Source organism: Vibrio sabulosilitoris (assembly GCF_055391395.1).
In genome coordinates this window covers 466,057-478,705 of the sequence record NZ_AP029599.1, presented here as the reverse complement: position 1 = coordinate 478,705, position 12,649 = coordinate 466,057, and the positions used below count along the sequence as shown (strand labels likewise).

15 protein-coding genes are annotated in these 12,649 nt (G+C 49.2%); 4 read left to right on the top strand and 11 right to left on the bottom strand.

From position 1 onward, the window contains the following. Positions 1–157: 157 nt before the first annotated feature. From ACZ5R2_RS02395 to ftnA, 3 genes are all read right to left on the bottom strand, one after another. A complete protein-coding gene (locus ACZ5R2_RS02395) occupies positions 158–1,345 on the bottom strand; it encodes a BaiN/RdsA family NAD(P)/FAD-dependent oxidoreductase (protein ID WP_464900877.1) in 1,188 nt (395 codons plus the stop codon). Between the two features lie 144 nt (positions 1,346–1,489). Next, positions 1,490–1,813 (bottom strand): universal stress protein UspB, encoded by a 324-nt coding sequence (gene uspB, locus ACZ5R2_RS02390; protein ID WP_438459686.1) that lies wholly within the window; start codon positions 1,811–1,813, stop codon positions 1,490–1,492. Between the two features lie 82 nt (positions 1,814–1,895). Continuing rightward, complete coding sequence (ftnA, locus tag ACZ5R2_RS02385) at positions 1,896–2,423, bottom strand: non-heme ferritin (protein ID WP_464900876.1); 528 nt, start codon at positions 2,421–2,423, stop codon at positions 1,896–1,898. Between the two features lie 216 nt (positions 2,424–2,639). Here ftnA and ACZ5R2_RS02380 point away from each other — a divergent pair, with 216 nt between their 5' ends. Next, entirely contained in the window at positions 2,640–3,065 is a 426-nt protein-coding gene (locus ACZ5R2_RS02380; RefSeq protein ID WP_464900875.1) for a universal stress protein, read from the top strand. Positions 3,066–3,069: 4 nt separating this feature from the next. Here the strand turns inward: ACZ5R2_RS02380 and ACZ5R2_RS02375 are convergent, their stop codons facing one another. Beyond that, positions 3,070–3,528 carry a hypothetical protein gene (locus ACZ5R2_RS02375; RefSeq protein ID WP_464900874.1) on the bottom strand — a complete coding sequence of 153 codons (459 nt, stop codon included), beginning with the start codon at positions 3,526–3,528 and terminating at the stop codon, positions 3,070–3,072. Between the two features lie 107 nt (positions 3,529–3,635). Further along, complete coding sequence (locus ACZ5R2_RS02370) at positions 3,636–4,418, bottom strand: class I SAM-dependent methyltransferase (RefSeq protein ID WP_464900873.1); 783 nt, start codon at positions 4,416–4,418, stop codon at positions 3,636–3,638. Between the two features lie 107 nt (positions 4,419–4,525). Between ACZ5R2_RS02370 and asnC the strand changes: the two genes are divergently transcribed. Then, positions 4,526–4,984, top strand: coding sequence for a transcriptional regulator AsnC (gene asnC / locus ACZ5R2_RS02365; protein WP_438459681.1), 459 nt, complete (start codon positions 4,526–4,528; stop codon positions 4,982–4,984). 9 nt (positions 4,985–4,993) lie between these two features. On the opposite strand, the gene tsrA is transcribed toward asnC, so the two are convergent. Further along, positions 4,994–5,278, bottom strand: coding sequence for an H-NS-like global regulator TsrA (tsrA, locus tag ACZ5R2_RS02360; RefSeq protein WP_438459680.1), 285 nt, complete (start codon positions 5,276–5,278; stop codon positions 4,994–4,996). A 160-nt stretch (positions 5,279–5,438) separates the two neighbouring features. After that, complete coding sequence (locus ACZ5R2_RS02355) at positions 5,439–6,629, bottom strand: multidrug effflux MFS transporter (protein ID WP_464900872.1); 1,191 nt, start codon at positions 6,627–6,629, stop codon at positions 5,439–5,441. A 120-nt stretch (positions 6,630–6,749) separates the two neighbouring features. On the opposite strand from ACZ5R2_RS02355, the gene ACZ5R2_RS02350 reads away from it, so the two are divergent. Continuing rightward, a complete protein-coding gene (locus ACZ5R2_RS02350) occupies positions 6,750–7,691 on the top strand; it encodes a LysR substrate-binding domain-containing protein (protein WP_464900871.1) in 942 nt (313 codons plus the stop codon). Between the two features lie 81 nt (positions 7,692–7,772). Then, a complete protein-coding gene (locus tag ACZ5R2_RS02345; RefSeq protein WP_464900870.1) occupies positions 7,773–9,563 on the top strand; it encodes an aminopeptidase P family protein in 1,791 nt (596 codons plus the stop codon). A 202-nt stretch (positions 9,564–9,765) separates the two neighbouring features. Here the strand turns inward: ACZ5R2_RS02345 and thiH are convergent, their stop codons facing one another. From thiH to ACZ5R2_RS02325, 4 genes are read right to left on the bottom strand one after another with little or no spacing between them, the layout of a single operon-like run. Beyond that, positions 9,766–10,878: a 2-iminoacetate synthase ThiH gene (gene thiH / locus ACZ5R2_RS02340; RefSeq protein WP_464900869.1), complete on the bottom strand. Its 1,113-nt coding sequence runs from the start codon at positions 10,876–10,878 to the stop codon at positions 9,766–9,768. 13 nt (positions 10,879–10,891) lie between these two features. Next, on the bottom strand, positions 10,892–11,659 hold the full coding sequence (locus tag ACZ5R2_RS02335) for a thiazole synthase (RefSeq protein ID WP_464900868.1): 768 nt from the start codon (positions 11,657–11,659) through the stop codon (positions 10,892–10,894). Positions 11,660–11,661: 2 nt separating this feature from the next. Then, positions 11,662–11,871 (bottom strand): sulfur carrier protein ThiS, encoded by a 210-nt coding sequence (thiS, locus tag ACZ5R2_RS02330; RefSeq protein ID WP_464900867.1) that lies wholly within the window; start codon positions 11,869–11,871, stop codon positions 11,662–11,664. A 13-nt stretch (positions 11,872–11,884) separates the two neighbouring features. Further along, entirely contained in the window at positions 11,885–12,649 is a 765-nt protein-coding gene (locus ACZ5R2_RS02325) for a HesA/MoeB/ThiF family protein (RefSeq protein ID WP_464902286.1), read from the bottom strand.

Here is a 12,649-nt window from a genome sequence, read left to right as displayed (position 1 = left end):
CAGCAGGCAAAGCCTGCTGTTTTCTAATGTATTGTCGACTCTTAGACATGTGTTGCAAAGCGCACTATCTCTGCAAGGGTACGAGTAACTACACTCACGTGCTACACGCCTCGCTCCTCGAAGGGCAAAGCCCGTCCCCGCACCTCGAACCTTTGCCTTAAGCCCATTGCCCAGCCACAAACCCTGAGCTCCAACACCACTGAAAGTTGTAGCCCCCCAGCCAACCGGTCACATCTAAAACCTCACCGATAAAGTACAAACCCTTGACCGATTTACACTCCATCGTTTTTGACGAGAACTGATCGGTATCAACTCCACCGAGGGTTACTTCCGCCGTTCGGTATCCCTCAGTGCCATTGGGCAGTATTTGCCAATTTTCCAGTTGCTCTACGACCTGCTCAAACTGCTTGGCATTGAACTGCTTCAGTGGACGGTCATCCAGCTCACGGCGCGCGATCAGCACCTCAACCAAGCGTTTCGGTAGCACTTTGGCGAGCGTGGTTTTCAAGGTCTGATTAGGGTGTTTCTCTCTCGATACTTCAAGAAGTTGAGCCACATCTTCGTTTGGTACCAGGTTAATGCTCACCGACTGCCCCGCTTTCCAGAATGAGGAAATCTGCAACACAGAGGGCCCTGAAAGCCCGCGATGAGTAAACAGCAGTGCTTCTTTAAACATGGTGCCATCTTGAGCCGTCACCTCACAAGGGATAGCAATCCCTGATAAGTCGTCAAGAGTTTGCTTATCCTCTTTGTGCAGAGTAAACGGCACTAAGCCTGCGCAGGTCTGCACAACCGATAGGCCAAATTGCTCCGCCAGTTTAAAACCGAATGGGGTCGCACCAAGCTTTGGCATTGATAAGCCACCTGTGGCCACAACCAATGAGTCACACGTTACTGTCTCGGTATTGATGGATAAGCGAAAGCCCTGCTCTTGCTGCTCGACCGAGTGGACATCAGCTTGGTACTGAAAAGCAACATTGGGCAGCTCGCACTCCGCGAGAAGCATTGAGACAATCTGCTTGGCCGAATCGAGACAAAACAGCTGACCATGATCGCGCTCTTCAAATTCGATGCCATACTTACTCACTAAAGAGATAAAATCCCAGTTGGTGTACTGTGACAGGGCTGATTTAACAAAGTGAGGGTTGTTACACAAATAGTTTTGCGCGCTCACATCGTAGTTGGTGAAATTGCATCGGCCTCCACCAGAGATGAGGATTTTACGTCCCGGTTTCTTGGCATGATCAACCACCAGCACGCTTCGTCCTCGCTTTCCCGCCTCGGCGGCACACATTAGTCCGGCTGCACCTGCGCCAATAACAACCACGTCAACGTGCTTACTCATGCCCATCTACTCTCTTACTCGCGGAAATAAAAAAAGGATGCGCAAAGCACATCCTCCATGAATGGTGGGTATTTTAGCCGCAAAGTCAGCGCGGGGCAAACTGACGCAAGAGATCCCTGGCGCCATGCCTACCTAACGCTTGGCTCACAGCATAAATGCAGCGAAAACGGTCACGGCGAGTAGCCCCATACTGAGCACGAACAGCTCCCTAACGTGCTGACACTTGTTAATAAACGCGGTGTCATGATGATGAAGATACTCTTTACTCTTCAGGTAGTGAAAAAGCCGCACCTGTTTCGTCATGTTCCCATGGGTGGTAAAGAACCCCCCGCCATCGACTTGCTGATACAACAACGGATGCGCCTCGCGCATGATATATATCAGTGAACGCAACGCGGTTAAGTAGCGCGCCAGATTAACGGCACACACCACCATTAAACAAAACAGAATTGTATCGCTGCTGATCATCTCTCCTCCCTACACCTTGGTTCGGGCTGCCGAGAAATGAACCACACGACCTAGACTAGTGAACTAGCTTTAGGGGTCGATCTTATTCCGCAGGCATGTCCATAACCGAAGATGAACCTTCTTTTGCCATCGCCGCTAAATCCTTGTCGATAAAGAACAGCGCCTTGCCGTCTTCACCAACCAGATCCAACTTGTCTAAAATCCCCTTAAATAGCTTCTCTTCCTCGTGTTGCTCTGCCACGTACCACTGCAAGAAGTTAAAGGTTGAGTAGTCTTGAGTAGAGAAAGCAACGTGAGCCAATTTATTGATTTTCTGAGTAATCATCTGCTCATGCTCGTACGTTTCTCTAAAAACGTCGCCAAGACTGTCAAACTGGTGTTTAGGGGCATCAATTGCGCCTAAGATAGGCATCGAGCCTGTCTCACTTACATAAGTAAATAGACGCTGCATGTGCTCCATCTCTTCTACGGCGTGGGCGCGTAAAAATTCAGCTGCGCCTTCAAACCCTTTGTCTTCACACCAAGCACTCATTTGTAAGTATAGATTGGATGAGAAAAATTCCAGATTAATTTGCTCGTTGAGCTGTTGGACCATTTGTTGGGCTAACATGGGGACTCCTAGTGCCGAATGAATTTATTCCTTTTAATCAATATGATGCTTGGGAAAACCTCCCTCGCTTACACACCGATTTGCCACAAATTGTGGCCACTTGAGATTAAGATAACATTTTGCTTTCAAGAAGTGGATATGCGATCACGGTGACAGTCACTCATAGGCACAGGTGCTAATATTTAATCAGGATCTAGCCGTTTCGGAGGTGTTGCTATGAGTTATCAACATATTCTGGTTGCTGTCGACCTGACCCCCGACAGCCAACTACTAATCGATAAGGCCGTGTCACTCGCTAAGCCACTTGGTGCCAAGGTGTCACTTGCCCACGTTGACGTTAATTACGCCGAACTCTACACCGGATTAGTCGATATCAGTATGGCGCAATCGCAAGATCAGTCGATGGCCGCCTCACAGAGGCAGTTGGGTGAGCTGTGCGAGCAGGCCGAATACCCGATCAGTAACACCCTGGTGGGTGCGGGCGATCTCGGCAGCGAGCTGTGTGATACCGTCGATAAATTGGATATCGACTTGGTGGTGTGTGGTCATCACCAGGACTTTTGGAGCAAATTACTCTCCTCGACCCGACAGCTTATTAACTGTACCCCTGTCGACGTCTTAGTGGTCCCGATTAAAGAGTGACGTTTTAGTGCAGTGCCCCCGAAGGGGCATCAGACTGAATCGTCTGAGTGATCGCAGCTCGAGCCAGTTTGTGCTCGAGCTTTTGGTGTTTTCTCGCCAGTTTACGCTGCTTTTTCAGCAGCTTTTTCATTGCTTTTAGTGATTTACGCTGTTTCTTGAGCGCTTTCTTTGCCGTTTTAATCGCCTTCTTGTCTTGTGCCGAGTCAGGCTTGTTTGCATCAGTAGAGCAAGACTGCGTATTTACCTGAGCATCCAATTTAGCCGTCGGCAAGTCACCACTGGTGAGTAGCTCTGCAGCGCAATGACGGCTAGGCAGCGCCACCGGCTTACACAGATGCACCTTATCCGCGGCTGAGCGGGCGCAAGAGCGGCAGACGTATTTAGGCTGTGCCACTAATTGATAGATATCACCGATCTGCTCGACAATGGCGTGCCGATTGAGTTTACACAGTCGCTTAGTCATACCGCTCACCTAACTAATAACAAGAATGATTATCAGTCAGGTATAACCCGATTCCATTGATTGTGCAAGGATATTGATCACACGCCGAGTCTGCGTCTATCGACACCTTAGTCGTTCATTGAGGCCTTTACATAAACATCGAAGCGATTTTTTTTGGTTTCAATCTTCATACTTGGGGTTTGCCCCGCAAGATAAGGGGCGTAATCTGGACGCTTGACCACAACACGCTTACTCGCCAGTGCCATGGCCGGTTGCCAAAGCGCATCAGCATCAGTATCCGCCCCCACCAGAGATTGGAACACACGCATCTCTTTTTTGACTAGAGCAGACTTCTTCTTATTCTCTGGATGCGGATACATAGGGTCGAGATAAACCACATCAGGCTGAACAAAGTCTTCACTCTGCGCAAGCGTAGTCAGCGCTTGATGACTAGAGTCATGCAGCAAGGTCATGCGTTCAGACACCCATGCGCCAATTTCGCTGTCTTGTTTCGCCCGGCTAAGACCATCATCAAGCAGCGCGGCCACAACCGGGTGACGCTCAACCATCTGCACCTTACAACCCAGTGAAGCAAACACAAAAGAATCACGCCCAAGGCCTGCGGTGGCATCCAATATTGTTGGCGTGACCCCTTTATTTAGCCCCACCGCCTTAGCGATAGATTGACCTTTTCCGCCGCCGAATTTTCGTCGATGGGCAACCGCTCCAGAGATAAAATCGACAAAGATCGCGCCTAGCTTTGGCTCATCAAGCTTGCGCAGCTCAAGACGCTGCTCACAAAGCACTAGGGCAAATGGGCTTTGCTCATCGTGCTCTAAGTTCCAACGTGAAACCAGCTGTTGAAAATGTTGAATTTGGGATGAATCTTCGCAGATCAGCTGTAGACGCAAGGTGGGCTCCATATAACAATAACTCGTCTCACACAGTGTACCCAATTATCCTGATATCCTCTAAGATATCTTCAACTTTCAGGTCATATGGCAAGGAGCCCAAGACGATGCATACCAACAAGCTCGATGAACTCGACCGCGCGATCCTCAAAACCCTAATGGAGGATGCACGCACACCCTATGCCGAAATGGCCAAGGAGTTCGATGTCAGTCCGGCAACGATCCACGTGCGGATTGAAAAGATGAAATCTGCCGAAATTATTCAAGGCACCGAGGTGATCGTAAATACCAAAAAGCTTGGCTATGACGTGTGTTGTTTTATCGGTATCAATCTAAACGCTGCCCGCGATTATCACTCGGCGTTAGAGAAGTTAAATGCACTTGATGAGGTAGTCGAAGCTTATTACACCACTGGGGCATACAATATCTTCGTTAAGTTGATGTGTCGCTCGATTGAGGAGTTGCAGTTTGTCTTGATTGATAAGCTACAAGCAATTGATGAAGTTCAGTCAACAGAGACCTTGATCTCGCTGCAGAACCCCATCAATCGCAACGTAAATCCTTAGCATTAAGGATCACTTCTTGGTTAAGAATTCACGCAATTCATCTGGGCTAATACCCTGCTCTGCCAGTTGCTTAGCTAAGATATCAACCTGCTCCGATTTACGTGATTCAATCACTTCTTGAAAATGGAACACCATATCACGCAGCATCTCGATCGGAACCTGTTTCGCCGCACTGCGGATACGCTCAGCGCTTTGGTTACCAAGCTCGTTGAGTAGCTTACCAAACATTACTTTCTCTGGGCTGGTGTCTAGCTGCTCGAGAACTTTTGCCATTTCATAAGTCGTTAGCGACATAGTGAGGATTCCACTGTTTAAGCCTGTTTCCCTTCGCACAGTCAAAGACTTGACCTCAAGCCTTGATTGGCCGTGGAAACAGGGGAAATAAATAAAGACGTGTTAAAGCGTATAAATATACCCACAAAGTGAGCAAAAACAAAGCATTCACCATTAAAGTTTATTTCTCTACTACCAAAGTGGGATACCAAGCCCGAGCACGCTGAGTAATAAGAATGATCAGGCCAGGCGCGCTCAATGACATCAATAACACCATGTGCGTTACCGACGACTCAAACCAGCCCTGCGTTAGGGTGACAAGCATGCCTGCCCCCGTCATCTGAAACAGGCCTAATACTGCTGATGCAGTCCCGGCTTTGTCGCCAAAAGGCGCTAGTGCTTGGCCCGCAGCAGCGCCCAAGATAAGCGCAAAACCCACTGATGCAACAAAGATTGGCAACATAAACGACAGTGCTGATGGACCAAAGACGGCACTCATCATCACCAAAGCCGCAGCGGAAAGTAGAGCAATCCCGACAATCAGCGTCAAGTGTGGCCCTTTTGCTTGCAGTAATTTTGGACCAATAAAACACGCCAGAATATTAATCGCTGCGTTCATTGAAAACCACACAGTGAACTGCGACATACTCAGCCCAAGTTCTCCGATCAAGTAGTTTGGTGCGGCAGTAACATAACCAAGAATAACCCCCATCGCTAGCATGCACATCAGGGCATGAAACATAAAGCTTGGGTTACTCAAAACATGCCGATAGTGTCGCAAGTCGATAGCTTGTTTAGTTTTGGGGCTGGTCTGTGATGGCATGCTCACCACTACGATGATGCCTACAACGAAAGCAAAGACTGCCATTACCGTAAAGTTCGCTCGCCAACCAAACCATTGAGTAAGCCATGCACCGAGGATCGGAGCCAAGGCCGGAATGAAACAGATAATACCGTTGAGATAGCTGATCATCTTGCCGCTGTTTCTGGCGCCATAGAGATCGCGCACACTGGCAAAAGCCGCTACTGACGTTGCACAAGCACCAATACCCTGCAGCACTCGTGCTGCTAACAGCCATTCGATATTCGAGCTGTAATACGCCATGACAGAAGACAAAAGGTATAGCATCACCCCAGTCAGAGCAATCGGCTTTCGACCAAAACGGTCAGCAAGGGGACCAGCAAATAACTGACCAATCCCCATCGCGATCATAAACCAAGTGATAGTGTCTTTTACTCGCGCAGGTTCCACGTGAAACGTTTGGCTCATCTCTGGTAAGGCCGGCAGATAAATATCGATCGCCAAAGGACTGAACAACACTAACAATGACAAAACAAAGAAAGCATAACGGGAAGATGATTGGGTGCTCATGGTGCCTCTAAACCAGCAAAGATGAATAATTCGCTGCATGCTATACAATCACTACTATGACTAGAAGTGGTATTTGGTCATATCTTTTATTCCTATAAGTGATGACTATGAGAGATGACTATGTCAGCTGACCAGCGCACCCGACCCGACCTCAACTTACTGTGGCAACTGAATGTACTACTCGAAGAACTCAGCGTCACACGCGCCGCACAGCGTCTTTGCCTCTCACAGTCTACCGTGAGCAAAAGCCTGGCGCGACTGCGCGATCACTTTGATGACCCACTGTTTACTCGCACCCCTCAAGGTCTAAGCCCGACTCCTCGCGCCCTGCAACTCAAACCCAAAATCCATCAACTGATCCGTCAGCTAAAGGCGCTCGATGAGCCATTAGAATTTGACCCGTCCACCAGTCAGCACCGCTTTGAAATCGCCGCCGTTGAGAGTATCTATTCTCTGGTGCTTCCCCACTTTATACCTGATGTGTTTCATCACGCGCCTAGCATCAACTTCTCCACCCATGTATGGGAAAAGGATACCTTCAAGCGTATCTTGGATGGTGAATTGGATATGGGGATCACCGGTAAGGATATCGATATCCGTGATGCACGTTTAACCATGCTCGCTCCAGAGGGGATCGCCGAGCAAGAAATCTATCGCGATTTGCAAATGTGCGTGGTAAGAAACGACCATCCAGTTCTCAACCAGGCTTGGGGTTTAGACACCTACCTGGGATTGCGTCATGTCCAAGTACGATGTGATGGCAATGATCGTTGGCTGCTCGACTATCGACTTGCCGACCGCGGTTTGGCTCGGGACATTGCCATCACAGTGCCGGATTTTAATAGTGCCGCAAGCCTGTGCACTTACTCCGATTTGGTTTTCACCGCACCGGCCCACTTTACCAAGATGGTGAGTAAGCAACTAGGGCTAACCCTATTGCCCTTGCCTCTGAAGTTTCCACCGATGGCCTACACACTTTTTTGGCATAGAGACCGAAGCTCTGAACCCGCCATCCGCTGGCTTAAGCAGATTATCGTAGAAAAGACCGCTCATCTGAGATAAAAAGAGAACAGAGGAAAAAGAACACCGTCAGCCCTGCTGATTCAAACCAGCAAGTGACTCATGTATAAAGGAACACACGTCATGGAACAACAAACCCCACAAAAAGTCGCTCAGCTCCGCCATTGGCTAGAAAGCCAAAATTATGATGCCTTCATCCTTCCCCATGAAGATGAGTATCTCGGTGAGTACATCCCCGCCCACAACGAACGCCTACACTGGCTCACTGGCTTCACAGGTTCAGCCGGTGTTGCCATAGTGACCAAGCAAAATGCCGCCATCTTTGTTGATGGCCGCTACACCGTACAAGTGACTAAACAAGTCCCAAGCAGCGAGTTTGAATACCGCCATCTGATTGACGAGCCTGCACTGGATTGGTTGCTGGCACAACTACAGCCAGGTGCCAAGGTCGCGGTAGACCCACGTATGCATAATGCTAATTGGTTAGAGGCAGCACAAACCAAGCTAGCATCAAAGCATCAAGTCTGCCTGCTGAGCACCAACCCTATTGACGAGCTGTGGCAAGACCGTCCAACACCAAGCCTGTCTCAAGTCATGCTGATGGCAACAGAGCAAGTCGGCCAATCGAGCCAAGATAAGCGTTCAGCCATCGCAGATAAGGTAAATCAAGCAGGTGCTGATGCTGCCGTGATCACCGCGCTCGATTCTATTGCTTGGCTACTTAACATTCGTGGATTAGACGTCTCTCGCCTACCCGTCTTGCTCTCTCATGCCATCCTATATAAAGATGGAGCGCTGGACTTCTTCATTGATCCAAGCCGATTGCCACAAAGCTTTGAGCAGCACACCGGCCCGAGCGTGACAGTTCTACCAAGTGAGCAGTTGCCAGTGCGATTAGAGGCACTGACAGAGAAAAGTGTGATTGTTGATCCTGCGACATCGAATGCATGGATAAAGCTAGTTCTGCAAAACGCCGGTGCGAATGTCATCGCCCAGCCAGACCCAACCCTACTGAGCAAGGCGTGCAAAAACCCGGTTGAGATCGGCGGCATGCGCGATTGTCATATTCGTGATGGTGTCGCGATGGTCAAATTCCTCACTTGGCTTGATGCACAAGTCGGGCTTGGTAACCTATTAGATGAGGCGCAGTTAGCTGACCAATTGGAGCAATATCGCCGCGAAGATCCGACCTTAGTCGATTTGAGTTTTGATACCATTTCTGCCGCTGGTAGCAATGCCGCGATGTGTCACTACAACCACATTAACCAACCAACGCCAGGTCACCTGACAATGGACTCGTTATACTTGGTTGACTCGGGTGGTCAGTACCTAGATGGCACCACCGATATCACTCGTACCATCGCGATTGGTAATCCTAGCGATGAGATGAAGCGTCAGTTTACCCTCGCGCTTAAAGGCCATATTGGCATTGCTCGTGCCCGTTTCCCTAAGGGCACCCGAGGTTATCAACTTGATACCTTAGCAAGACAACACCTATGGGCTGAAGGGTTTGATTATGACCATGGAACCGGTCACGGTGTTGGTCATTTCCTTAGTGTCCATGAGGGCCCACAAAGCATCTCTAAACGCCAGATTGATGTCGCCCTTGAAGCAGGTATGGTGCTGTCTAACGAGCCAGGTTATTACCGAGCGGATGCATTTGGTATCCGAATCGAGAACTTGGAGTTAGTGGTTGAGCAAGCAACACAAGGTGATTTCTCGATACTGACTTTCGAATCACTAACACGCTGCCCAATCGATTACCGCAACATCGATGTCAATCTACTAACCAAACCAGAGCTAGCATGGCTGAATGACTACCATCGCAAAGTATGGCTAGACCTTAGCCCGTTAGTTGAAGGTGAAGTGAAGGCTTGGCTAGAGTCAGCCACTCGCCCACTTTCACACGCTTAAGAGGCGAGAATCGAGAGACGAGATGCGGGAAGATTAAAGCACGCGCCGTAATACTCGCACCCCGGAACGAAGTGTAACCCGCACCTCGAACCTATTACCTCTTCCCTTAAAGAAAAGCGCTTAGTGTTATTCACACTAGGCGCTTTTTAATGTTCCCTCGATACGAAACTAGAGTGTTTCACGTGAAACCTATCGAGAATAATTAGCCTGAATAGACTGAGTGCCAGTCGCGCCAGACGGGGTCAAAGCCCTTTTTACGAATCGCATCGGCAACCTGAATGGCGCTGCGTTCGTCGCTGATCTCAAACTGCTCTAGCTCTACATCTTCCATTGCGTAGCCACCGGGTTGGGTCTTTGAGGCGGCTGACATGGTGGTGATCCCAAGGGGTAATACAGCATCACGAAACGCCTGTGATTCGCGCGTGGATAACGATAGCTCAACCTCAGGGTTAAGCAGTCGATAGGCGCAGATCAGTTGAACAAGCTGTTTGTCACTCATTATCGACTTGGGTTGTAACCCCCCTTCACAAGGACGTAAACGCGGGAACGAGATTGAGTAGCGTGTCTGCCAGTAGGTACGCTCTAGATAATCAAGATGCGCGGCAACGAAGAAGCAGTCAGTACGCCAATCTTCGAGGCCAATCAAGGCACCAATCCCTATCTTATCGATGCCGGCTTTGGCTAATCGATCTGGTGTCTCCAAGCGATACTCAAAGTCCTTTTTCTTGCCTCGCAAATGGTGTTGAGCGTAGGTAGATGGGTGGTAGGTTTCTTGATAAACCATCACCGCGTCGAGCCCAAGTTGCTTAAGCTCTGCATACTGATCTTGCTCCAGCGGCTGCACTTCCATTGCCAAGTAATTAAACTGTTGCTTAATCACAGGCACCATCTGCCGAAAGTAATTCATCCCTACTTTGGTCTCGTGCTCCCCTGTGACCAACAAAACACTATCAAACTTCATCTGTTTGATAGCGTCGAGTTCAGCTTCGATCTCCTCTTGATTGAGAGTACGACGTTTAATGCGATTCTCCATCGAGAAGCCGCAATAGGTGCAGGCATTCGCACAAAGATTCGAGAGATATAAAGGAATGTATAGAGACACCGTGTTGCCAAATCGCTTGCGCGTTAAAGCAAAAGACTGCTGAGCCATCTGCTCTAGATAGCCCTCAGCAGCAGGAGAGATCAGTGCCTTGAAGTCCTCAAGATCGCGTTTGTTTTTCCCCAGCGCCCTCTCGACATCGGCAGCGGTCTTACTCATGATAGACAGCGAGATATCATCCCAATCTAACTGACTAAATTGATTTACAAAGCTCATCAAGTCCCCCTAATTACAGGTCATCAAGGAAGGCCGTCAGTGGGCTTGATGCCACTGCATTCGATACCTGACCAGCAAGGCCCGCTTCAAAAGCGCTGCGCCCAGCCTCGACCGCTTGTTTAAAGGCTATCGCCATTGCAACCGGATTTGATGAAGCAGCAATCGCAGTATTCACCAGCACCGCATCGGCGCCCATTTCCATTGCTCGAGCAGCATGAGAAGGCGCGCCAATCCCTGCATCAACCACAACAGGTACATTGGCTTGGTCGATAATAATCTCTAGAAAATCGTGCGAAGCAATACCCTTGTTTGAACCAATTGGAGCACCGAGTGGCATGACGGCCGCACAACCGACCTCTTCAAGTCGCTTACACAAAACTGGGTCGGCGTGACAATACGGCAGCACAATAAAGCCATCTCGAACCAATTGCTCAGCCGCCGCTAGAGTTTCAATTGGGTCAGGCATTAAGTACTTAGGGTCTGGGTGGATCTCCAATTTGAGCCAGTTAGTACCCAGCGCCTCACGCGCCAGGTGCGCGGCAAAAATCGCATCTTTGGCGTTCTTTGCACCCGAGGTGTTCGGCAGTAAACTCACCCCACAGTCAACCAAAGGCTTCAAGATATCATCTTGACTGTCATTGACGTCAACGCGCTTCAGCGCCATAGTTGCTAGCTGACTACCAGAGGCTTGGATTGCTTGTGCCATTACCTGGCTGCTTGAGAACTTGCCCGTACCCGTAAACAGGCGTGAATCAAATTGTTTATCTACGATAGTTAACATGCTTAACCTCCGGCAATTGCTTGAAATAGTGAGATTGCATCACCGTCATTGAGATGCGTTGATGACCATTGATCACGCGGAACAACCGCATTATTGATCGCAAATACACAGCCCAGTTGTGGGAGTGCGAACTGACTGATAATGTCCTCTAAGCTGGTATTCGAAGCCACCCGTTGCTCTTGATCATTAATAATTATGCTAATGGTATTCATGATGTATCCTGGATTAGTTGCCATCGCTCGAGCAAACACTGCACGACATATCGCGATGAGTTGAGAGGGTTTGCCATGTCATGGCAAGGCCATCGAATAAGTGGAGTTGATTGGCTTTTATCGCGGGTTGCTCAAGAGCAAGACACTGGATAGCAGCTAACGCTTGGTAGTTCCCCATTGTCCCAACAACCGGCCCAACTATCCCCGATTCGCTGCACTTAGTCGCCTGTGGAAGTTCATCAAACGGATAGATACAGCGATAGCAACCACTGCTAGTATCTTGTTGGAAATCAAACCAACAATATTGCCCTTGCCAACCGATGGCAGATGCAAACACCAAACGTGTTTGCTGCTGATAACACAGGCGATTAATCATCTGTCGAGAGGCGATATTATCCGTGCAATCGAGCACAACATCCGCCAGCATGATCTCTAAGGCCAGTTGTTTCTCATCCAAGCGCTTGGCGATAACACGCACGTTGAGCTCAGCATTAAGCGCAGTTAATTGCTCAGCCATGGCTGCGACTTTGTCTTGGCCAACCTGTGATTCGCGATAGACCACTTGACGCTGTAGGTTGCTTGAATCAACCTCATCGTCATCAACCAACACCAGACGACCGACACCCGCAGCAGCCAAGTACAAACTTGCTGCCGAGCCAAGCCCGCCACAACCAATGATCAGCACGTGCCCGCGACCTAATTTTGCTTGCCCCTGCTCACCAATATTCGGTAGCGAGACTTGTCTTTGGTAACGAATAAAATCACGGTCAGATAGCAT

Bases quoted from the DNA above. Each gene is read 5' to 3' on its own strand.
- ACZ5R2_RS02395 (WP_464900877.1), bottom strand. From the start codon at position 1,345: ATGAGTAAGCACGTTGACGTGGTTGTTATTGGCGCAGGTGCAGCCGGA.
- uspB (WP_438459686.1), bottom strand. From the start codon at position 1,813: ATGATCAGCAGCGATACAATTCTGTTTTGTTTAATGGTGGTGTGTGCC.
- ftnA (WP_464900876.1), bottom strand. From the start codon at position 2,423: ATGTTAGCCCAACAAATGGTCCAACAGCTCAACGAGCAAATTAATCTG.
- ACZ5R2_RS02380 (WP_464900875.1), top strand. From the start codon at position 2,640: ATGAGTTATCAACATATTCTGGTTGCTGTCGACCTGACCCCCGACAGC.
- ACZ5R2_RS02375 (WP_464900874.1), bottom strand. From the start codon at position 3,528: ATGACTAAGCGACTGTGTAAACTCAATCGGCACGCCATTGTCGAGCAG.
- asnC (WP_438459681.1), top strand. From the start codon at position 4,526: ATGCATACCAACAAGCTCGATGAACTCGACCGCGCGATCCTCAAAACC.
- tsrA (WP_438459680.1), bottom strand. From the start codon at position 5,278: ATGTCGCTAACGACTTATGAAATGGCAAAAGTTCTCGAGCAGCTAGAC.
- ACZ5R2_RS02355 (WP_464900872.1), bottom strand. From the start codon at position 6,629: ATGAGCACCCAATCATCTTCCCGTTATGCTTTCTTTGTTTTGTCATTG.
- ACZ5R2_RS02350 (WP_464900871.1), top strand. From the start codon at position 6,750: ATGTCAGCTGACCAGCGCACCCGACCCGACCTCAACTTACTGTGGCAA.
- ACZ5R2_RS02345 (WP_464900870.1), top strand. From the start codon at position 7,773: ATGGAACAACAAACCCCACAAAAAGTCGCTCAGCTCCGCCATTGGCTA.
- thiH (WP_464900869.1), bottom strand. From the start codon at position 10,878: ATGAGCTTTGTAAATCAATTTAGTCAGTTAGATTGGGATGATATCTCG.
- ACZ5R2_RS02335 (WP_464900868.1), bottom strand. From the start codon at position 11,659: ATGTTAACTATCGTAGATAAACAATTTGATTCACGCCTGTTTACGGGT.
- thiS (WP_464900867.1), bottom strand. From the start codon at position 11,871: ATGAATACCATTAGCATAATTATTAATGATCAAGAGCAACGGGTGGCT.
- ACZ5R2_RS02325 (WP_464902286.1), bottom strand. From the start codon at position 12,649: ATGCTATCTGACCGTGATTTTATTCGTTACCAAAGACAAGTCTCGCTA.